Below are 22,159 nucleotides of genomic sequence, written 5' to 3' on the forward strand. Positions count from 1 at the left end.
CCCAGTGGCGGGCGGCGGGGTGCCGGTGCTGGGTGGCGGGGTCGAGCCGTCGGGCGCGACCGCCCGGCCGGTGGACGGCGAGATCATGCCGGGGCAGAGGTTGCGGCTCGTGAGGTTGGCCATGATCTGCCCGATGGCGTCGCGGGTGTTCTGGATCCCGTCGTGCATGAGGATGACCTGACCCGCCTGGAGGCGGCTCGCGTTGGACACGATCTGGCTGACGCTCGCGCCGTTCCAGTCCTGTGAGTCCACGTCCCAGATCACCTGGCGCATGCCGAGCGAGGACGCGACGGACTGAAGGGTGGAGTTGGTCTCCCCGTACGGCGGCCGGAACAACTGCGGCCGGACGCCGGTGGCCGACTGGATCGCCGAACTGGTCTGGGACAGGTCGGACTGCATCTGCGCCTGGCTCATCGAGGTCATGTGGGCGTGGTTCCAGCTGTGGTTGGCGACCCACATGCCGGCGGCCACCTGTGCCTGTGCCGCCGACCGGTTGTTCTGGACGTTCTGCCCGACGTTGAACATCGTGGCCCGTACGCCGTTGGCGCGCAGCACGTTCAGCAGCGCGCTGGTGCTGCCGGTCGGGCCGTCATCGAAGGTCAGGCCGACGTAGCCGTTGCAGGCGGCGGCGCTCGACGAGGTCGAGGTGGCCGCGAGGACGACGCCGCACATCGCCACGGCGGTGGTGAGGACGGCCAGTACCGCGCGCAACCGCCTCGACCGTAGGGCCGTGCCGGGGGAGAGCCTGCTCATCTGGTGCCCCTTCTCGCAGGCCGGATGCGCCCAGTGTGCGGGCAGCACAGTCCGGACAGGTGTGGGTGGATGGGAGGTCGAACCGCAACCGTCACGACGTCGATCACATTGACCTCGATGGATCGGAGTATTACAGCGGGAATTCCAACACGTCAACAAGTTCCGGTAATGCTCCGAAACGAATCGGGGGTGACGCATGGCGGACCACGCCGCGTCTGGCCAGGTGGGCGACCAGCGGTGCACACCGTTGGACCGTCGGGGGATCAGGTCCTGCTCGAAGTGATCCGACATTTGCCGAAACTATCGGTGTCGATCCGATCGCGCAGGCAGGTCGACTGGCGCGGCGGTGCTCGGCGCCGGTCGGCGCGGGTGACCGGGCGGTCCCTTCGCCCCTTCGGTGAACCGCGGCGCCGACGACCTGACGCGCTGATCCGGGTCCTGGCCGGCCCCGGCGTAGGTTTCGCTTTGATCAAGCCGTTGACACCGTCGTGCTGTGCCCGGAACTATCAGCGGCAGTCCACTGCCCCTGCCTTCATGTCACGAGTCTCATGACAACGATGTCAGGGCAACTCCGAAGGAGAGCGTGTTGGCCGAGACCGGCGCCCCCAGGGGTCCACTCTGCCCAGACGTTCGACGTACTCGACCCCGATCGAGTCGAAAGGCCCCGTCCCTCATGTCGCATACCCTCCATGCGCGTTCCCTGTCACCCCGCCTGATCGCCGCGACAACAGCCGCCCTGCTACCGCTGGGACTCCTCGTCGCCGCGCCCCTGGCCCACGCCGCGCCCACCACGGCGACGCCCGGCAACTTCAGCTCCTCGTTCGAGCCGGCCGACCCGCAGCCCGCCACCAGCACCGTGGAACTCGGCGCGAACGGAAAGCCGGTCCAGGCGAACCTGAGCGGCCAGATCACCACACTGCCCGGCAGCCTGCTCGGCCAGGTCAGCACCGTGACCGCGAGCGCCGAGCACCCCCCGAGCGAGGTCGCCGCGAACCTCACGGACGCCGACCCGTCGACCAAGTGGCTCATGTTCCAGCCGAGCGGTTGGGTGACCTACCAGCTCGCCAAGCCCGCGACGGTGGTGCGCTACTCGCTGACCGCGGCCAACGACGAACCGACCCGGGACCCCAAGGACTTCGTCGTGCAGGGGTCCAACGACGGCAGCACGTGGACCGACCTGGACAAGCGCACCGGCGAGACGTTCAGCGGCCGGTTCACCACCAAGACGTACAGCTTCACCAACACGAGCGCCTACGGCTACTACCGGCTGAACATCACCGCGAACTCCGGTGACGCACTCGTGCAGCTCGCCGACTGGAACATCAGCGACGGCTCGAACGTCCTCCCGCCGATGGTCAGCGAAGCCACCGCCGGCCCGGACGGCGGCTACACCACGAAGCCGGGCGCCGGGTTCACCGGACTGGCCGCGTTGCGTTACGCAGGTGGTGCCGACGGCAACGGCCGCTCGTACGCGACCAACAAACTGTTCGACGTCCACATCCCGGTCGGTCCGAAGACCCGCCTGTCGTACAAGCTCTTCCCCGAGTTCACCAGTGGGGACTCCCGGTACCCGTCCACCTACGCCGCCGTCGACCTGCACTTCACCGACGGCAGCTACCTGAGTGGTCGCTCGCCCGTCGACCAGCACGGCTACCCGCTGACGGGCACCGGCCAGGGCGCCTCGAAGGTGCTCTACGCCGACCAGTGGAACCTGGTGCAGGCCGACCTCGGCACCGTCGCACGCGGCAAGACCATCGACCGCATCCTGCTCGCGTACGACAACCCGCAGGCCACCGAGGAGACCCGGTTCCAGGGCTGGATCGACGACATCGAGCTGACCGCCGCCCCGGCGTCGATCGACGGGTCGACGTTGACCAACTACGTCGACACCCGGCGCGGCACCAACTCGACGTCCGGTTTCTCGCGCGGCAACAACCTGCCGATCACGTCGGTGCCGAACGGCTTCAACTTCTTCACCCCGGTGACCGACGCGACGTCCGACTCGTGGGCGTACGAGTACCACCGGACCAACAACGAGGCCAACCTGCCCATGCTGCAGGGTCTCGCCATCTCACACGAGCCGAGCCCGTGGATGGGTGACCGCAACCAGATGTCGGTCATGCCGGTCGTCGGCGACGGACCCCTCAGCGGTGCGCCCGCCAGCCGTGCGGTCGCCTTCAGCCACGACGACGAGACGGCACAGCCGGACCTCTACCGGGTCACGCTGCAGAACGGCCTGATCGCGGAGATGTCGCCCACCGACCACGCCGGGATCATGCGGTTCACCTTCCCGTCGGGACAGGCGCGGGGAAGCCTCGTCTTCCACAACGGCACGTTCACCATCGGCGCGGACGGCACCGTCACCGGCTGGGTCGACAACGGCAGCGGCCTGTCGGCCGGTCGGAGCCGCATGTTCGTGTCCGGCGCGTTCGACCGGGCGCCGACGGCCTCCGCCGCGACGTCCGCCACCTTCGACGTCTCGACGACCCGGGAGGTGACGATGCGCCTCGCGACGTCGTTCCTCTCCGTCGACCAGGCACGCCGCAACCTCGACCTGGAGGTCACCGGTAGGAGCTTCGACCAGGTCCACGCTGCCGCGACGGCCGCGTGGAAGGACCGGCTCGGTCGGGTCGAGGTGCGGGGCGCCACCGAGGCGCAGTTGGTCACGATGTACTCGAACCTGTACCGGCTGAACCTCTACCCGAACTCGCAGTCGGAGAACACCGGCACCGCCGCCGCGCCGCGTTGGCAGTACGCCAGCCCGGTTTCGGCGCCGACCGGCGCATCGACCCCCACCCGGACCGGTGCGAAGATCGTCGACGGGCAGATCTACGTCAACAACGGCTTCTGGGACACCTATCGCACCGTGTGGCCCGCCTACTCGCTGCTGTACCCCGACATCGCCGCCAAGATCGCCGACGGGTTCGTCCAGCACTACCGCGACGGTGGCTGGATCGCCCGTTGGTCGTCGCCCGGCTACGCCGACCTGATGACCGGCACCAGCGCGAACGTGGCCCTGGCCCAGGCGTACCTCACCGGGGTCAAACTGCCCGACCCGCTCGCGGCGTACGACGCGGCCGTGAAGGACGCGACCGTCGCGTCCGGGCGCGGCGCGGTCGGACGCAAGGGCATCGAGACCTCCCTGTTCCTCGGCTACACGCCGACGTCCACGGCGGAGTCGGTGTCGTGGGCGCTGGAGGGCTACATCAACGACTACGGCATCGGCAACATGGGTGCCGCCCTCGCCAAGGACCCGGCCACGCCGAAGTCGGAGCGTGACCGGCTCAAGGAGGAGTCGCGGTACTTCCTGGAGCGTGCCCAGAACTACGTCCACCTCTTCGACTCGAAGACGAAGCTCTTCCAGGGTCGCGATGCGGCCGGCAACTTCCTCGCCGGTGACCCACTGGACTGGGGTGGCGTCTACACCGAGACCAACGGGTGGAACTTCGCGTTCACCGCACAGCAGGACGGCCAGGGCCTCGCCAACCTGTACGGCGGGCCGAAGGCACTGCGGGACAAGCTCGACGCGTTCTTCTCCACCCCGGAGAACGCCGACCGTCCCGGTGGGTACGGCGGCATCATCCACGAGATGATCGAGGCGCGTGCGGTGCGGATGGGTCAGCTCGGCATGAGCAACCAGCCGTCGCACCACATCCCGTACATGTACGACTTCGCCGGTGCGCCGGCCAAGACCCAGTCGACGGTACGGGAGATCCTGCGCCGCCTCTACGTCGGCAGCGAGATCGGCCAGGGCTACCTGGGCGATGAGGACAACGGCGAGATGTCGTCCTGGTACATCCTCAGCTCGCTGGGCATCTACCCTCTGCAGGCCGGGTCGTCCGGGTGGGCCATCGGGTCGCCGCAGTTCACCAAGATGACCGTGCACCGCGCCAGCGGCGACATCGTCGTCAACGCGCCGAACAACAGCACGCGCAACGTCTACGTGCAGGACGTGTCGGTCAACGGCAAGAAGCAGCGCAGCCTGTCGGTGGATGTGGCCGCGCTCGCCAAGGGCGGCACCATCGACTTCCAGATGGGCCCCAACCCGTCGTCCTGGGGCAGCGGCAAGAACGACGCGCCACCGTCGCTGACCAAGGGTGACAAGGTGCCGAAGCCGTTGCAGGACACCACCGGCCCCGGTATCGGCACCGCGACCGCGACGGACGGCCAGGACGCGTCGAAGCTGTTCGACGACTCGTCGACCACGCAGCTGACCTTCACCTCGGCGACCCCGCAGATCAACTGGGCCTTCCGAACCGGCAAGCAGAAGCCGACGTACTACACGGTCACCTCCGGGGCGAGTGCCGGCGATCCGGCGGACTGGCGGTTGCAGGGTTCCAACGACGGCATCACCTGGACCACTGTGGACTCCCGCAAGGACCAGGCGTTCCCGTGGCGCAACCAGACCCGCCCGTACACCATCGACAAGCCGGGGCGGTTCGCGCAGTTCCGTCTCGCCGTGACGAAGACCGTCGGCGCCGCGCAGACCAACCTCGCCGAGATCGAGTTGCTCGCCGGGGGTGACGTCGACCTCACCGGAGGCGACATCGCAGTGACCGCCGCCGGCAGCGTGCACGCGACGTCCGGCGTACCGGTCTCGGTGCCGCTGGCCTCCGTAACCGGCGGCACCGCCAGCGGTTACCAGGCCACGATCGACTGGGGTGACGGCACGCCGGTCACCGCGGGCACCATGACGCTGAGCTCACGGACCGTCTACCGCATCGGTGGGTCGCACACCTACGCCACGCCGGGCTACCACCAGGCGAACGTCACGGTGACCGACGGCGAGAGCCAGAGCTCCGCGACGGTCGGCGTCGAGGTGGGGTACGCCCCGAGCTCCGGACTCACCGCCGCGTTCGACACCGTCTGCGTCGGCGACGAAGGGGTCCTCGCCGCGGACTGCGACGCCAAGTCGTGGGCGTACTCGCGGGCGGCCCTGGCGGCGGGCGGCGCGACCCAGGGCCAGCGGCAGCAGGTCCCGGGAACCGCGCTGCAGTTCACGCTGCCGGTCATCCCGGCCGGGCGGCCCGACAACGCCTCCGGCAACGGTGCGACGGTCGTTCTCGACCTTCCGGACGACGCCCGGAGCATCTCCTTCGTCGGCGCCGGAACGCAGGGCAACCAGAGCACCACCGGCACGGCGACGTTCAGCGACGGCAGCACGGCCAGCATTCCGATCCAGCTGAGCGACTGGACGTTGGGCGGCAACCCCGACGGCACCCCGTCGTACGGCAACATCGTCGTCGCGAAGACGGCGTACCGCCTGTACGGCACGAGCCGGGACGGCGCCCAGCCGTTCCTGTTCGCCACCGCGCCGTACCAGATCCCGGCGGGCAAGACGCTGGTGTCGGTGACCCTGCCGACGCAGACCGGCGATCCTCGCTCGGAGGGCCGGATCCACGTGTTCGCCGTCGCCAACGACGGCACGCCGGCCCCCGCACTCGCCACCGTCGCCCCGAAGGACCAGACGGCGAACGTCGGTCAGGTTCTCGCGGCGAACCTCGGCACGGTGACCGGCGGCGTTCCCGGCACGACGGGCTACCGCGCCCGCGTCCAGTGGGGTGACGGCACGGTTCCGGACGACGTCACGATCGGTGCGTCCGGTGCGATGAGCGGGCAGCACACCTACGCGCGGGAGGGCACCTACACCGTGCGCGTCACCGCGTGGGACACGCTGTCGAGCAGCACCGGGTCCTTCACCGTGACCGTGGCAGGTGGCAGGTCCCAGCCGACCATCGCGTTGTCGGCCGACAGCACCGTCGCCACTGGCGCGGCGATCACCGTCGACGGCAGCGGGTTCGCCGCCGGCGAGCAGGTGACCGTCACCGTCGGCACCGACCCGGCACGGACCACGAAGGTCACGGCGTCCAAGGCGGGAACGGTCCGAGCCTCGGTCACCACGTCCGGTGACGCGCAGCCCGGCCGGTACGCGGTCACCGCGACGGGAACCTCCTCGCGTACGCCGGCCACGGCCACGGTCCAGGTGACCGAGCAGCAGGCCGCGCTGACGTACCAGCCGCGGGTCGCGCTGACGACCACCTCGGGGCCGCGCGCCACGTCGATCACGGTCGACGGTTCCGGGTTCGCACCGAACGAGGCGGTCACGATCACCTTCGGCAACGGCCTCGCGGTCAGCACCGTGCGCGCGAACGGCGACGGTGTCATCTCCGGCGCGACGGTCAGCGTGCCGGGTGCGGCGAAGACGGGCGCGACCAGCGTCACGCTGACGGGTGCCACGTCCGCGACGAAGGTGGCCCGACCGTTCACCGTCACCGGCTAGAACCGGACCGGCGCTAGTTGGTGCCGCAGTGTCGGGCGGGCCGTGCTCACGGCCCGCCCGACCTGCGTCACTACCGCCAGGGCGGGGACACCGCACCGGAGGCGCAGGTGATGGCGTACGACGCGCAGCTCGCCGACGTCGCCCGGGCAGGGCTCGACGCCTTCCAACGGCGGGCTGACCCAATTGTGGTGTCTGCGGGTGGCAGCACCCGTACCGTCAGGCGCGGCCGTCACGACGGCGCGGCGGTGTCATTGTCGGCCGGTATACCGCAGAGTCATATTCATACCTCTGAGGTATATCGCTCACTGGACCATCGACCCGCCGGTGGCGGCTCAGCCTGCTCGCGGTGCGGACAGTCGTAACTGCCAGCGCGCACCCTGGCTGGTGAGCCGGATGATCGCCAACGGCTCCACGTCCAACTGCCGGTACGTCGCGGTCGGCAGGTCGAGGGCGTGGACGACCGCGACCCGGATCACCAGCGGGTGGGCGACGGCGATGATCCGCTGGCCGCGTGTGCGTTGCCCGTCCAGCCAGCGACCGACCCGGTCCCGCACCGTCGCGACGGATTCGCCTCCGTGGGGTGCGGAGTCCGGCGTGGACAACCACTCGTGCAACGACTGCGGCTGCTCGGCGGCGATCTCCTCGAACGACCGTCCGGCCCAGTCGCCGTAGTCACAGTCGGCCAACGCCGCTTCGACGGTCGGCAGCAGACCGAGGGCGTCGGCGGTCTGTGTGGCGGCTGCCTCCGGACTGGACAGGCAGGCGTCGTCGACGCGCAGGTGACCGCGCCGGCCGGATGCGGCGCTGGCCTGGGCGAGGGCGGCACGCAGGCCGCCCTCGTCCAAGCCGTCGTTCGTCCCGCCGAACCGGGCCCGGCGCAGGGCGGTGGTGTGACCGTGGGCGACCAGCCGGAGGCTGGTGGGGCTCACGTGCTCGGCAGCGCGGCGGCGGTTCGACGGCGCCGATCGTGGTGCATCAGCGCCGCGAACAGCAGGCCGATCCCGGTCCAGAGCACGACCTGGGTGCCGAGCGAGGCCAGCCGGAAGTCCCACAGCAGAGTTGCGGGGAAGTCGTCCGGGACCTCCTGGAAGGAGGGCATCACCACGTAGGACACCACGGTGACAAGCAGGAACCCGCCAGCGGCCGCAGCGGCACGTTGCCACGTAGGCGCGTCGTTGCCGACCGCCCGATAGCCCAGTGACCCGGCCCAGACCGCCACCAGGCCGAGCACCACCATCAGCAGATAGGTGACGGTGCGCTGGTTGATGGTGGCCGGGTCGCCGACGGCCGGAGGGTTCGCCGGGTACTTCAGGAACGGCACGATCACCGCGCCGAGCAGTGCCGCGCCGGCCAGCAGCAGGCCCGCCCGACCGTCGTCGTAGGTCCGCCGCCGACGGGACAGCAGGACGTACGCCGTGGCCAGCAGGCCACCCATCGCGGCGCCGAACAGGCCGGTGGCCAGGAACAGGCCGCCACGCTGGCCATTCCGGCTGACCAGGGCGTCCTCGTGGTCGTGCCCACCGGCTGCGGACTCGGCGTGCGCTGCCGCCGCCTCCTCGATGGCGATGGCCGCGTCGACGTGCGGCTCACCGGCGACGTAGGCGAACGCCCCGGCGAGCAGGCCGGCGATCAGGCCGGCGAGCAGGCCACGAACGAGGACGGTGACGAACGGGGGAGCGGTGGTGGCTGTCAGTGGCACGGGACGCCCAGCAGGTGCCGACCGTCGTGCATCAGCTCGTGCAGGTACATGCCACTGCGCGAGACCGCCCCCTGATCGAAGGCGACGAGGTAGGTCAGCAGGCTGAGCACGGCAACGGTCGCCAGGACCGTCCACAGGAGACGTGAGCTGCCAGCGGGGTGCACCAACGGCTGGCTGGACGTGGAAGTAGACATACGAGCACGAACCTCCCCGGGAATGACGCGTCCCCATCGCAAGGCTGCGGACGACCGAGCGTCCTGGCTCGCGGACCCCGGTGAGGCCGAGGAACCGCTTACAGTGGCGCGACCGCGCCGGATTCACACCGGCTTCCCTCGCGTCGCCGCAGATAGTGGGTCGACGGTATCGGTGCCGCCTCTGGTGGTCAACCCGCCCCCACCAAGGCCGGACGGGCGGCAGAAGAATAATCGACATACCTAGATGCCAAAGATATGATGCTTGATTGCGCCGAGAGTGCCCTCAGTGACCCATCGGCGCCCTGTTGCCGCTAGCATGGTCGAACTGCCGGGTGGTCCGCAGCGTCGGGCCGACCCCGGACATCTGACCAATGACTGGGCGGGGTGTGGGTGTACGTGAGCGCGCCGGGACGTGTCCGATGACGACCAACGAGGCTCTGCCGGGATCCGGCATCGTGGACGCGCACCATCACCTCTGGGTCCGGGCGCGGCACCCGCAGCCCTGGATCGACCCGCACACCATGGCCGCGATCGACGCCGACTTCACCCCGATCGATCTGGCCCCGGCGGCCCGGGCCGCCGGAGTCACCCAGACCGTCGTCGTGCAGTCCGTCGCCGTCCGGACGGAGACGCCCGAGCTGCTGGGCATCGCGGCCGACGATCCCCTGATCGCCGGCGTCGTCGGCTGGGTCGACCTCACCGCCGCCGACGTCGGCGATCGCCTCGACCGGCTCCGGGCCGCACGGGGCGGAGACTGGCTGGTCGGGATCCGGCACCTCGTCCAATCCGAACCCGACCCGGCGTACCTCGACCGCCCGGACGTCCGGCGGGGCATCGCCGCCGTCGGCGCGGCTGGCCTCGCCTTCGACCTGCTGGTGCGTGACCACCAGCTCCCGGCGGCCACCCGGCTCGTCCGTGACCTGCCCCAGATGCGGTTTGTCCTGGACCACCTCGGCAAACCATCGCTCGGGCGTGCCGGCCTCGGCGACTGGCCCCGTCACCTGCGTGCGCTCGCCGCCGAGCCCAACACGACGGCGAAGCTCTCCGGCCTGGTGACCGAGGTGGACAGCCCGTCCTGGACGACGGCGGACGTGCGGCCCGCCGTCGAGTGCGCGCTCGACGTGTTCGGCCCGAACCGGCTGATGTTCGGCTCGGACTGGCCGGTGTGTCTGCTGGCCACCTCGTACACCCGGTGGGTCGAGGCCCTCACCGACCTGCTGGACCCGCTCCGCGACGACGAGCGTGCGGCGATCTGGGGACGCACGGCCCGTCGGGCGTACCGGCTGGAGACGTCGTGACGCCGTGGCGGCCCGCGGCCTGACGGGCCGAGGGCCCCGCCGCCTGGGCCTGCTGATCGATCGGTCGTAGGTTGTGCCAGTTTGATCAGACGTATGCCCGCAGTGGCCTGGGTATCGCCGACAAAACATGTCGGCAAGACCTTGGCAACATATGTAGATGCGTGGCAAGGTAACGCCTGATCGAGGGAAACATCCGACCTATCTCTACGGGCGGTGCCCGGGCATGCGAGGTCCGACGATGAGTACGGTCGAGGCAACCGCCGGCTCGCAGCGCGGCGAGTTCAGCGACTGGGTCCGGGAACGGATCTCCCACGCCGTCTCCGAGCTGACCGCGGCGACCGCGCTCGTCGTCCTGTTCATCGCGTTGAGTTTCGCCAGCCCCTACTTCCTGACCGCGGACAACCTCTTCAACATCGGGGCGCAGACCGCGGTGATCGCCATCATCGCCACGGCGCAGACGATGGTCATCATCACGAAGGGCATCGACCTGTCCGTGGGGTCGGTCGCCGCGCTGGCCGGCGTCCTGGGCGCGATGGTCGTCCGCGACCTCGGCTTCTCGCTCTGGGCGGCGACGGTCGTCGCGATCGGCGTCGGCGCGCTGGCCGGGCTGCTGAACGGGTTGCTGGTGACGGTGGCCCGGATCCCGCCGTTCATCGCGACGCTGGGAACGATGTCCGTGGGCCGCGGTCTCGTCTTCATCTTCAGCGGAGCGGTCGGCGTCTACGGTCTGCCCCGATCCTTCCAACTGCTCGGCAACGGGGAGATCCTCGGCATCCCGTTCGCCGTGGTGATCACCGTCCTTGTCGCTGTCGGGGTTGCCTTCCTGCTCTCCCAGACTCGCTTCGGCCAGTACACCTACGCGATGGGCTCCAACCTGGAGGCGGCCCGCCGCTCCGGCATCGGGGTGCGGCGTCACCTGACCGGGGTGTACGTCCTGGCGGGTGTGCTGGTCGGGCTGGGCGGCATGATCGCCGCGTCCCGGGTCAACTCCGGCCAGCCGAACTACGGGATCTCGCTGGAGCTCGATGTCATCGCCGCCGCGGTCATCGGTGGCGCCAGCCTCTTCGGAGGCCAGGGCCGGATCGTGGGGACCATCATCGGCGCGTTCCTCATCGCCCTGGTGCGCAACGGCGCGGTCCTGCTCGACATCAGCATCCACTACCAGCAGGTGATCGTCGGCCTGATCATCTGGGCCGCCGTCTACTTCGACCAGTACCGCCGACGGCGGCTGGAAGCACGGGGTTGACATGCCATTCCGAGAGTCCGAACGAGGAAGGACACGCACCATGGCGCACACCACCACCAGCCGACGGACGCGACGGCCCATCCTGCGCGCACAGGCCATCCTGGCCCTGGCCGCGGCGACCGCCCTGCTCAGCGCCTGCGGCGGCGTCGAGGTTCGGGACGGAGGCGACGGCGCGACCAAGGACGCGAGCGGGCCGTTGAAGCTCGCTGTCGTCCCCAAGGCGGTCGGGGCCGACTACTGGAACACGGTGAAGGCGGGCGCGGAGTGCGCCGCGCAGCGCGCGGGGGACGTCACCGTCCAGTGGGACGGGGTGACCACCGAGACCGATGTCGAGGGCCAGGTCAACCTGATCCAGAACTTCGTCACCAAGAAGGTCGACGGCATCGTCTACGCGGCGACCGACTCCAGTGCGCTGGCGCCCGCCACCGACAAGGCGCTCGCCGCGAACATCCCGGTCGCGATGATCGACTCTGGCACCAGCCCGCAGCCGTCGAACGTGCCGCTGTTCGCCACCGACAACCGCGCGTCGGCGACCGAGGCCGCGAAGCTGCTCGCCACCGAACTCGGCCCCGGCGACCACCAGGTGGCACTCGTCGAGTTCCAGCCCGGATCGCAGACCAACACCGAGCGGGTCGACGGCTTCAAGGCCGGCCTCGCCCAGTTCCCCAACCTGAAGCTGGTCGGCCAGCAGCCCAGCCGCAGTGACGTCAACGAGGCACGACGCGTCACCGAGAACATCCTCACGGCCAACCCCAACCTCGCCGGCATCTTCGCGGCCAACGAGCCGAGTGTGCTCGGCGCCGCGCAGGCCATCCAGGCGGCAGGGAAGTCCGGCAAGGTGGTCATCATCGGCTGGGACGCCGCCCCGGACGAGATCGCTGGGGTGCGCAGCGGCCAGATCTCGGCGCTGGTTGTGCAGAACCCGTTCAAGATGGGCTACTTCGGCGTCGACAAGATGGTCAAGCACCTGCGGGACAAGGCGCCGCTGGCGTCGGCGGACACCGGCGTCACGTTCGTGAAGAAGGAGAACATCGACTCCGCGGAGATCAAGGCGGTCCTCGAACCGAGCTGCGCCAACCCCCCGGTGCAGTGATGGCCACCACCCCGACGGCCACCGCCGACAGCGAACGGCAGCCGACCGCCACCGAACCGCCGGTCCTCGAAGCCCGTGGCATCGTCAAGCGGTTCGGGCACGTCGAGGCGCTGCGCGGCGCCGACTTCACGGTCCACCGGGGTGAGGTCGTCGCGCTGATCGGCGACAACGGCGCCGGAAAGAGCACCCTGATCAAAACGCTGTCCGGTGTGCACCCGCCCGACGAGGGCGAGATCCGGGTGGGCGGCCGTCCCGTCCAGTTCTCCACCCCGCTGGACGCGCGGCGCGCGGGGGTGGAGACCGTCTACCAGGATCTCGCCGTCGCCGACGACCTCAGCGTGGCCGCCAACCTGTACCTCGGGCGGGAGATCCTGCGTTCCGGGCCGCTCGGTCGGCTGGGGCTGCTGGACAAGCGCGCCATGCGGAACGGCGCCGCCGCGGCCCTCGACGAACTGGGTGTCCGGATCCCCCGGGTCACCACCCCGATCGCGATGTTGTCCGGTGGGCAGCGGCAGTGCGTCGCGGTGGCCCGCGCCATCATCTGGGCCACCAGCGTGGTCATCCTGGACGAGCCCACCGCGGCGCTCGGCGTGGTCCAGACCCAGCGGGTGCTCGACGTCGTCCGGCGGGCCCGCGACGCCGGCATGTCGGTGGTGCTGGTGAGCCACAACATGCCTCAGGTGCTCGAGATCGCCGACCGGGTCGAGGTGCTGCGTCTCGGCCGGCGGGCCGCCCGGCTGCGCACGGACGAGGTCACCACCGACGACCTGGTCGCGGCGATGACCGGAAGCCTCAGCGCGGAACGGGACGAGCGCTGACGGCGGCTCAGAACCGTACCGGCTCGGCGTTCGTGTCACCGTCGTCGGGCAGCCCGTGCAACGACTCCTCCACCCCGATCAGGTGGTTGGCCATCCGGATGCGGGCCCGCTCCGGGTCGCGGGCCCGCAGGGCCCGCAGGATGGCGACATGTTCGTCATGGGTACGTCGGTCCGCGCCCTCCTCGTGCAGGCTCCGCCAGAGCCGCCCGCGTAGGGTGCGCCCGGCGAAGGCCTCGATCAGCCCGACGAGCACCGGATTCTCGGCGTGCACCGCGATGATCCGGTGGAAGGCGATGTCGATTTCCATGATCCGCTCGTGGTCCTGCGGCGACTGACCGGCGATCCGGGCCGCCTCGTCGAGCAGTTCCCCCGCCTGGGCGAGAGCCTCGTCGGTGATCCTGGTCGCCGCCAACCGGGCGGCCTCGCACTCCAGCAGCCGCCGGACGGTGTGGATGTGCCGTGGGTCGCCCTGGCCCTGGAAGTCCACCACGAAGCCCATCGGGGCCAGCAGTTGCGGCGCGTCGAGGTTGGTGACGTAGGTGCCGTCACCCTGGCGGATGTTGACGATGCCGAGGATCGACAGGGCCGACATTCCCTCGCGCAGCGAGCCCCGCGAGACGCCGAGCGACTCGGCGAGGTCCTTCTCGATGGGCAGCCGGTCCCCGGGCTTGAACCTTCCTTCGAGGATCATCCGCTTGATGCCGTTCACCACCTCGTCGGTGCGCGACATGACACCTCCTAGCGGCCAGCGGGCGTGGCCGTCCCACCCGCGATGACGTACGGCTCCGGAGATGACACGGTAGTCGGCTGGGCCGCGGCCCAGTAGGCGCCGTCGGGGAAGCGGTAGAGCGCGACCGACTCGGGACGCATCCGCGTGGAGTAGCCGGGCTGGCTGGGCAGGACGTAACCGCTGCCGGAGCCGGCGTCGCGGATGATGCACGGGTCGGTGAAGTGCTCGTGCAGGTGGTCGACGAACTCGGTGACACGGTCGGTGAGATCACCCGAGATCGAGACGTAGTCGAGCACCGAGACGTGTTGCACCATCTCGCACAGCCCGACACCGCCGGCGTGCGGGCACACGGGGACGTCGAACTTCGCGGCGAGGAGCAGCACGGCGACGATCTCGTTGATGCTGGCCAGCCGGCCGGTGTCCAGTTGGCAGAAGTCGATGGCCCCGGCCTGGAACAGCTGCTTGAACATCACCCGGTTGTGGCAATGTTCGCCGGTGGCGACTCCGATGGGAGCGACGGCGCGGCGGACGGCCGCATGGCCCAGGATGTCGTCGGGGCTGGTCGGCTCCTCGATCCACAGTGGCTCGAACTGGGCGAGGGCCTTCACCCACTCGATCGCCTGTCCCACGTCCCACACCTGGTTGGCGTCGATCATCAGGTTGCGGTGCGGGCCGAGGATCTGGCGGGCGATCCCGCACCTGCGGATGTCGTCGTCGAGGTTGGCGCCGACCTTGAGCTTGACGTAGCCGTAGCCGCTGTCCACCGCCTCCTGACACAGTCGGCGCAGCTTGTCGTCGCCGTAGCCGAGCCAGCCGGCGGAGGTGGTGTAGGCGGGGTAGCCGGTCCGGTCGAGCTCGGCGAGACGCTCGGCCTTCGTGCTCTCCTTGGCGCGCAGGATGGCCAGTGCCTCGTCCCGGGTCAACGCGTCGGACAGGTAGCGCAGGTCCGCGATGTCGACGAGCTGCTCGGGGGTCATGTCGACGAGCAGCCGCCACAGCGGCTTGTCGGCGATCCGGGCGACCAGGTCCCACGACGCGTTCAGCACGGCGGCCAGCGACAGGTGGACCACGCCCTTCTCCGGCCCGAGCCACCGCAGTTGGGAGTCGGAGGTGAGGAGGCGGTAGACCGCGCCCATGTCGGCTGCCATCGTCGCGACGTCCAGGCCCACGAGGCGCTGTGCCTGATGGACCGCCGCCGCGACGACGATGTCGTTGCCCCGACCGATGGTGAAGGTGAGACCGTGGCCCGCGAGGGGCGCACCCACGCTGTCGACGCCGTCGGTGTGCAGAACGACGTAAGCCGCCGAGTAGTCGCCGTCCTTGTTCATGGCGTCGGAGCCGTCAGCGGTCAAAGAGGTGGGGAAGCGGACATCCTCGACGGTGACGGCAGTGATCTGCGGCATGCGCTCCTCGCCCGGCTAGGCCAAAGATCAGATGATCTCTGCGAGTATACGGAGGGTCAATCCGGCGAGTCAACGACGTCGATCACCTCGGAATCGAAGACATCTAATGTTTTTCGGTGGTACGGATTCGTCGGTGTGCCGTCCTCCCGATCGTCGTACCCGGTCCGCGAGCACTGGCTGCAGTGGTGGCGGCATTCGTCGCGCTGGTGGGTGCCCTCGCGGTGCGGCGGCCCCTCCTCGACCCGGCGGCTGCTGAGACGCTCCCGGCCCGATGGGGGCAGTGGTGCGGGGCGTGGACAGTGGCCGAGAAGATTGGATGTCCACTGCGGAAAGCTGCATTGACGGCCGAATATGGGTAGGGACCTTTACATCTGAAGACTTAATACATCACACCTTTCCGAATGTCGACACCTGCTCGGGTCTCGCGTGCCGCGCGGGCATCGGCCGGCCGCGCGTCGGCAGGGCTCGGCCCCGTCGGCGCGGCCGGTGACGACCGTCACGGGCAGCACCGTCGACACGCCCGGGACCGACATGTGGGGTGTGACAACGGCAGCGTCCCTATATATGGTGTCGAGCGCAGCTGGTTCGGCCGCTCATCCGGAGCGGCCGAGGCAACAGGGAACCCGGTGGGAATCCGGGACTGTCCCGCAGCGGTGAGTGGGAACGACAGCCGTCATCAGCACTGGGCCACCAATCGGTCTGGGAAGCGACGGCCAGTAGGAGACCGGCGAACCCGGTCGTGCCCGCGAGTCCGAAGACCTGCCAGCGCGCCGCGTACCCGCACCCGGGTCGCGCGGCGGTCCGAGGCCGCGTGGGACGGCCGACGCCACCCGACCCACGTCCGCAGGGCGTGGCGTCCGCCGGTGTCTGCCTCCACGCGTCCGAGGGCCCTCAGGTCTCGAACTCGCGAGGAGTGAGTGGTGACAGTCACCGAGGTAGTCCCGGCCAGCGGCGACGCGGCTCTGCGACGGACGCCGATGCAGGTCCGCAAGCGCAACGGCAGCACCGAAACCGTCGAGTTGAACAAGATCGTCCGGGCGGTCGAGCGGTGGGCCGACGACCTGACCGACGTCGACCCGATGCGCGTCGCCACCCGTACGATCAGCGGCCTGTACGACGGCGCGACGACCGCCGAGCTGGACCGGCTGTCCATTCAGACCGCGGCCGAGATGATCGGTGAGGAACCGCAGTACTCGCGCCTCGCCGCCCGGCTCCTGTCCGGCTACGTCGACAAGGAGGTGCGCCGGCAGGGCATCGCCTCGTTCAGCGCGGCGATCCGGATCGGCCACGCCGAGGGACTCATCGGTGACGACACCGCGGCGTTCGTCGCCGCCCACGCCGCGCTGCTCGACGACGCCGTCGATCCGTCCAGCGACCGGAGGTTCGAGTACTTCGGCCTGCGCACGGTGTACGACCGGTACCTGCTGCGCCACCCCACCAGCCGGCTGGTCCTGGAGACCCCGCAGTACTGGCTGCTGCGGGTGGCCTGCGGGTTGTCCCAAACGCCGGACGAGGCGATCGGCTTCTACCGCCTGATGTCCAGCCTGGCCTATCTGCCCAGCTCACCGACGTTGTTCAACTCCGGTACCCGGCACACTCAGATGTCCTCCTGCTACCTGGTCGACTCCCCGCTGGACGAGTTGGACTCGATCTACCAGCGGTACGCCCAGGTCGCCAACCTGTCCAAGTTCGCCGGCGGGATCGGCATCGCGTACTCCCGGGTCCGGTCCCGGGGCGCCCTGATCCGCGGCACCAACGGGCAGTCCAACGGAATCGTGCCGTGGCTGCGCACGCTGGACGCGAGCGTCGCCGCGGTCAACCAGGGCGGCCGGCGTAAGGGCGCGGCGTGCGTCTACCTGGAGCCGTGGCACCCGGACATCGAGGAGTTCCTGCAACTGCGGGACAACACCGGCGAGGACGCCCGGCGCACCCACAACCTGAACCTGGCCAACTGGATCCCGGACGAGTTCATGCGCCGGGTCGAGGCCGACGAGATGTGGTCGCTGATCGACCCGCACGAGGTGCCCGAGCTGCCCGACCTGTGGGGGGAGCGCTTCGACGCCGCGTACCGGGAGGCCGAGGCGCAGGGTCGCTACGTGCGGCAGGTCCCGGCGCGGGAGCTGTACGGGAAGATGATGCGGACCCTCGCCCAGACCGGCAACGGGTGGATGACCTTCAAGGACGCCGCCAACCGACTGTGCAACCAGACCGCCGAAGAAGGCAACGTGGTGCACCTGTCCAACCTCTGCACCGAGATCGTCGAGGTGTCCAGCGACGCCGAGACGGCCGTCTGCAACCTCGGTTCGGTGAACCTCGCCGCCCACCTCACCGACGACGGCATCGACTGGGAGCGGCTGCGCGCCACGGTCCGTACCGCGGTGACCTTCCTCGACCGGGTCATCGACATCAACTACTACCCGACCCCGCAGGCGGCGGCGAGCAACCCCCGCTGGCGGCCGGTCGGGCTCGGCCTGATGGGCCTGCAGGACGTGTTCTTCGCACTGGGGCTGCCGTTCGACTCCCCGGTCGCGCGGGAGCTGTCCACCCGGATCAGCGAGGAGCTGTACCTGACCGCGCTGGAGACCTCCGCCGACCTGGCCCGCCGCTTCGGCGCGCACCCGGCGTTCGGGCAGACCCGGGCCGCGCGGGGCCAGCTGCAACCGGACCTGTGGGGTGTCGAGGGTACGCAGACCGCGCGCTGGGCCGCGCTGCGGGAGCGGGTCGAGGCGTACGGGCTGCGCAACTCGCTGCTGGTGGCGGTCGCCCCGACCGCGACCATCGCCTCGATCGCCGGGTGCTACGAGTGCATCGAACCGCAGGTGTCCAACCTGTTCAAGCGCGAGACCCTGTCCGGGGAGTTCCTCCAGGTCAACACCGCTCTGGTACGCGAGCTGAAGGCCCGCGGTCTGTGGACCGACCGGATCCGGTCGGCGATCAAACGCGCCGAGGGGTCGGTGCAGGAGATCGCGGAGTTGCCGGCCGCTGTGCGGGAGCTGTTCCGCACCGCCTGGGAACTGCCGCAGCGGGCGCTGATCGACCTGGCCGCCGCCCGCGCCCCGTTCATCGACCAGTCGCAGTCGCTGAACCTGTTCCTGGCCGCACCGACCATCGGCAAGCTCTCCTCGATGTACCTGTACGCCTGGAAGGCCGGGCTGAAGTCCACCTACTACCTGCGCTCGCGCCCGGCCACGCGGATCCAGCAGGCCACCGTCAGCGCTGTCGCACCCGTCGCTGTCGACGCGGAGGCGCTGGCCTGCTCGCTGGAGAACCCCGAGTCGTGCGAGGCCTGCCAGTGACCGCCGCCGACACCACCACCGACACCACCGATACGAGGACCACGCACATGCTGCTCGACCCCGGGATGGACCTCACCCTCCGCCCCATGCGCTACCCGCACTTCTTCGACCGGTTCCGCGACGCCATCCGCAACACCTGGACGGTCGAGGAGGTCGACCTGCACGCCGACCTCGCCGACCTGGACAAACTGTCGCCGGCCGAGCGGCACCTGGTCAGCCGGCTGGTGGCGTTCTTCGCCACCGGCGACACGATCGTCGCGAACAACCTGGTGCTCAACCTCTACCAGCACGTCAACAGCCCCGAGGGTCGCCTCTACCTGTCCCGGCAGTTGTTCGAGGAGGCCGTGCACGTCCAGTTCTATCTCAACCTGCTCGACACGTACGTGCCGGACGAGAGCGAGCGGTTCGCCGCCTTCGCCGCGATCGAGAACATTCCCTCGATCCGCCGCAAGGCCGAGTTCTGCTTCCGCTGGATCGACTCCCTCAACGACCTGCGGGAGCTGCGATCCCGGGAGGACCGGCGCACGTTCCTGCTCAACCTGATCTGCTTCGCCGCCTGCATCGAGGGGTTGTTCTTCTACGGGGCGTTCGCCTACGTCTACTTCCTGCGCTCCCGTGGCCTGCTGCACGGCCTGGCCTCTGGCACCAACTGGGTGTTCCGTGACGAGTCGATGCACATGGCGTTCGCGTTCGACGTGGTCGACACCGTCCGCGGCGAGGAGCCGGACCTGTTCGACGACGACCTCGCCGAGCAGGTTCGGCAGATGCTCACCGAGGCGGTCGAGTGTGAGGTGCAGTTCGCCGAGGACCTGCTGGGCCACGGCGTGCCCGGCCTGACGTTGGCCGACATGCGGGAGTACCTCCAGCACGTCGCCGACCGCCGCCTCGCCCAACTCGGCATCGCCCCGCACTACGGGTCGAGCAACCCGTTCGCCTTCATGGAGTTGCAGGACGTGCAGGAGCTGTCCAACTTCTTCGAGCGGCGGGTGTCGGCGTACCAGGTCGGGGTGACCGGCACCGTCGCCTTCGACGACGACTTCTAGGCGGCGACCGATCCGGGGGCCTGGCGTCGCTTGGTGAGCCACCGCATCACGTGCAGGGGATGCGACGCCGGGTCCGGAATCGGGTGGAAGACGTGTTCCACCTCGCCGTCGGCGATGATCAGGGTCAGCCGCTCGTAGAGCGTCATGTCACCTGCGGTGCGGGTCGGCAGACGCAGCGCGTCGGCCAGGGTCAGCCTCGGGTCGGGGATCAGCGGGTAGGGCAGCCGCAGCCGGTGCGCGAGTTCACGCTGATAGCCGGTCGACTGCGCGGACAGGCCGTAGACCCGGGCAGCGCCGGCCGCGCGGAGTTCCGCGTGGTGGTCGCGGAACCAGGTGGCCTGCTCGGTGCTGCCGCGCGCGCCGTGGATCTCCAGCAGCCCGTTGGGCAGGTCGACGCCCGGCCGCCCGGTCAACGGGTAGACGAAGATGACGCTTCGCCCGGCGCCGAGCGCACCGAGATCGACCGGACGGCCATCGGTGCCGTAGAAGGACAAAGACGGCAATCTGCTGCCGACCAGCGCGGACGGGTCGGCGTCGACCACGGGACCGCCGGGTGCGACCTGAGTCGCGGCCGCGTCGAGGCGAGCGTCCAGCGCGTCCCGCTGGGCGGTCAACTTGCCGATCCGTTCCTGCAGGTTGGTGATGGTGCTGCGGTACGTGGCCACCGCCGCCGCGCACACGTCGGAGTCGTCGGCACCGCCGGCGATCGACTCCACGAACGGGCGGGTCTCCTCGACGGTGAGGCCGAGCGCCATCAGCTCGCGGATCTGTGCCACCAGCCGGACGGCGATCGCGTCGTACTCGCGGTAGCCGTTGCCGAGCCGTCGCGGCACGACCAGCCCGACCGATTCGTAGTACCGCAAAGCCCGGACCGTGGTCCCGGTCCGACGTGCCAACTCACCCACCCGCATCCTGCGACCCTAAACCCGCACCCCAGGGTACGGGTCAACGTGTTCATCGTCGCGGTGTCACGGCCGCCGTTTCCTGTCAGTCTGGCTGCGAAAAGGCATCCTGAGCAGGGAGTGTGTGATGACGGCAATCAGTCGGGTGCGTGGTCGGCAGATCCTCGACAGCAGGGGTAACCCGACCGTGGAGGCGGATGTGGTCCTCGCCGACGGCTCGGTCGGCCGGGCCGCCGTGCCGTCCGGCGCGTCGACGGGGGCGAACGAGGCGGTCGAGCTGCGCGACGGAGATCGCACGCGGTTCCACGGCAAGGGCGTCAGTACGGCCGTCGCCGCGGTCAACGGCGAGATCGCCGACGCGGTGGTCGGCCTCGACGCGGAGGACCAGGCGCTGATCGACGAGACGATGATCGCTCTCGACGGTTCGAAGGACAAGGGTCGACTGGGCGCCAACGCGATCCTGGCGGTGTCCCTGGCGACCGCGAAGGCGGCGGCGCTGGCCCACCGGCAGCCGCTCTACCGCTACGTCGGTGGCGTCGGCGCCCGCCTGCTGCCGGTGCCGATGATGAACATCATCAATGGTGGCGCGCACGCCGACAATCCGCTCGACTTCCAGGAGTTCATGATCGCCCCGGTCGGAGCGCCGACCTTCGCCGAGGCGGTCCGGATGGGTTCGGAGGTCTTCCACACCCTCAAGGCGTCCCTGGCCGCCGCGGGGCACAGCACCAGCGTCGGTGACGAGGGTGGCTTCGCGCCGAACTTCACGGGCGCCGACGAGGCGCTGCGGTTCGTGCTGCGCGCCATCGAGGACACCGGCTACGAGCCCGGGACCGACGTGCTGATCTGCCTCGACCCGGCCAGCTCGGAGTTCTTCCGCGCGGGCGTCTACGACTACGTCGGGGAGGGGCGCAAGCGCACCGTCGAGGAGCACATCGACTACCTGCTCGACCTGGTGGCCCGATACCCGATCAGCTCGATCGAGGACCCGATGGCGGAGGATGACTTCGACGGTTGGAAGCGGCTGACCGCGATGGCGGGGGAGCGTGTGCAGTTGGTCGGCGACGACGTCTTCTGCACAGATGTCGATCGGCTGCGCGACGGAATCGCTGGTGGTTACGCCAACTCGATCCTGGTCAAGGTCAACCAGATCGGCACGCTCACCGAGACCCTCGCGACGGTGGACGCCGCCCACAAGGCGGGCTACCGGGTGGTGATGTCGCACCGGTCCGGGGAGACCGAGGACACCACCATCGCTGACCTGGCCGTGGGCGTCGGCTGCGGTCAGATCAAGACCGGCTCGCTGTCGCGCTCCGACCGCACCGCCAAGTACAACCAGCTCATCCGCATCGAGGAGGAGCTCGGCGACCGCGCCATCTACGCCGGGAGCCGTTAAGCGTACCCGGT

At 69.6% G+C, this 22,159-nt stretch carries 15 protein-coding genes and 2 riboswitches; of the genes, 8 read left to right on the forward strand and 7 right to left on the reverse strand.

Going from position 1 to position 22,159, the window contains the following annotated elements; all coding sequences use genetic code 11:
• A partial coding sequence (locus C7C45_RS04300; RefSeq protein WP_110562521.1) for a polysaccharide deacetylase family protein occupies positions 1–753 on the reverse strand: 753 nt, incomplete at its 3' end.
• Between the two features lie 673 nt (positions 754–1,426).
• Between C7C45_RS04300 and C7C45_RS04305 the strand changes: the two genes are divergently transcribed.
• Entirely contained in the window at positions 1,427–7,033 is a 5,607-nt protein-coding gene (locus C7C45_RS04305) for a GH92 family glycosyl hydrolase (protein WP_110562314.1), read from the forward strand.
• Positions 7,034–7,365: 332 nt separating this feature from the next.
• Here the strand turns inward: C7C45_RS04305 and C7C45_RS04310 are convergent, their stop codons facing one another.
• From C7C45_RS04310 to C7C45_RS04320, 3 genes are read right to left on the reverse strand one after another with little or no spacing between them, the layout of a single operon-like run.
• On the reverse strand, positions 7,366–7,962 hold the full coding sequence (locus C7C45_RS04310; protein WP_167454643.1) for a histidine phosphatase family protein: 597 nt from the start codon (positions 7,960–7,962) through the stop codon (positions 7,366–7,368).
• Positions 7,959–8,732, reverse strand: a complete 774-nt coding sequence (locus C7C45_RS04315) for a CbtA family protein (protein ID WP_110562316.1) — start codon at positions 8,730–8,732, stop codon at positions 7,959–7,961. Before C7C45_RS04315 ends, C7C45_RS04310 begins: the two co-directional genes overlap by 4 nt.
• Positions 8,723–8,926 carry a CbtB domain-containing protein gene (locus C7C45_RS04320; protein ID WP_110562317.1) on the reverse strand — a complete coding sequence of 68 codons (204 nt, stop codon included), beginning with the start codon at positions 8,924–8,926 and terminating at the stop codon, positions 8,723–8,725. The genes C7C45_RS04315 and C7C45_RS04320 overlap by 10 nt, the downstream gene beginning before the upstream one ends.
• Before the next feature lie 34 nt (positions 8,927–8,960).
• Positions 8,961–9,115, reverse strand: a riboswitch (cobalamin riboswitch).
• A gap of 230 nt (positions 9,116–9,345) precedes the next feature.
• Between C7C45_RS04320 and C7C45_RS04325 the strand changes: the two genes are divergently transcribed.
• From C7C45_RS04325 to C7C45_RS04340, 4 genes are all read left to right on the forward strand, one after another.
• A complete protein-coding gene (locus C7C45_RS04325) occupies positions 9,346–10,224 on the forward strand; it encodes an amidohydrolase family protein (RefSeq protein WP_110562318.1) in 879 nt (292 codons plus the stop codon).
• Between the two features lie 238 nt (positions 10,225–10,462).
• Positions 10,463–11,470: an ABC transporter permease gene (locus tag C7C45_RS04330; protein ID WP_110562522.1), complete on the forward strand. Its 1,008-nt coding sequence runs from the start codon at positions 10,463–10,465 to the stop codon at positions 11,468–11,470.
• 40 nt (positions 11,471–11,510) lie between these two features.
• Positions 11,511–12,563: an ABC transporter substrate-binding protein gene (locus C7C45_RS04335; RefSeq protein ID WP_110562319.1), complete on the forward strand. Its 1,053-nt coding sequence runs from the start codon at positions 11,511–11,513 to the stop codon at positions 12,561–12,563.
• Complete coding sequence (locus tag C7C45_RS04340; RefSeq protein WP_110562320.1) at positions 12,563–13,381, forward strand: ATP-binding cassette domain-containing protein; 819 nt, start codon at positions 12,563–12,565, stop codon at positions 13,379–13,381. The genes C7C45_RS04335 and C7C45_RS04340 overlap by 1 nt, the downstream gene beginning before the upstream one ends.
• A 7-nt stretch (positions 13,382–13,388) precedes the next feature.
• Here C7C45_RS04340 and C7C45_RS04345 read toward each other — a convergent pair whose 3' ends face one another.
• Positions 13,389–14,111 carry a FadR/GntR family transcriptional regulator gene (locus tag C7C45_RS04345; protein ID WP_110562321.1) on the reverse strand — a complete coding sequence of 241 codons (723 nt, stop codon included), beginning with the start codon at positions 14,109–14,111 and terminating at the stop codon, positions 13,389–13,391.
• An 8-nt stretch (positions 14,112–14,119) separates the two neighbouring features.
• Complete coding sequence (locus C7C45_RS04350; protein ID WP_110562322.1) at positions 14,120–15,514, reverse strand: enolase C-terminal domain-like protein; 1,395 nt, start codon at positions 15,512–15,514, stop codon at positions 14,120–14,122.
• Between the two features lie 564 nt (positions 15,515–16,078).
• Positions 16,079–16,295, forward strand: a riboswitch (cobalamin riboswitch).
• 196 nt (positions 16,296–16,491) lie between these two features.
• Between C7C45_RS04350 and C7C45_RS04355 the strand changes: the two genes are divergently transcribed.
• Together C7C45_RS04355 and C7C45_RS04360 are read left to right on the forward strand one after the other, a co-directional pair.
• A complete protein-coding gene (locus tag C7C45_RS04355) occupies positions 16,492–18,810 on the forward strand; it encodes a ribonucleoside-diphosphate reductase subunit alpha (RefSeq protein WP_244200250.1) in 2,319 nt (772 codons plus the stop codon).
• 47 nt (positions 18,811–18,857) lie between these two features.
• Positions 18,858–19,853: a ribonucleotide-diphosphate reductase subunit beta gene (locus C7C45_RS04360; RefSeq protein ID WP_110562523.1), complete on the forward strand. Its 996-nt coding sequence runs from the start codon at positions 18,858–18,860 to the stop codon at positions 19,851–19,853.
• Here C7C45_RS04360 and C7C45_RS04365 read toward each other — a convergent pair.
• Entirely contained in the window at positions 19,850–20,764 is a 915-nt protein-coding gene (locus C7C45_RS04365; protein ID WP_110562324.1) for a MerR family transcriptional regulator, read from the reverse strand. The two genes, C7C45_RS04360 and C7C45_RS04365, sit on opposite strands and share 4 nt — an antisense overlap.
• 118 nt (positions 20,765–20,882) lie before the next feature.
• On the opposite strand from C7C45_RS04365, the gene eno reads away from it, so the two are divergent.
• Positions 20,883–22,148, forward strand: coding sequence for a phosphopyruvate hydratase (eno, locus tag C7C45_RS04370; RefSeq protein WP_110562325.1), 1,266 nt, complete (start codon positions 20,883–20,885; stop codon positions 22,146–22,148).
• Positions 22,149–22,159: the final 11 nt, after the last annotated feature.

Source organism: Micromonospora arborensis (assembly GCF_003205615.1).
GTDB lineage: Bacteria > Actinomycetota > Actinomycetes > Mycobacteriales > Micromonosporaceae > Micromonospora > Micromonospora arborensis.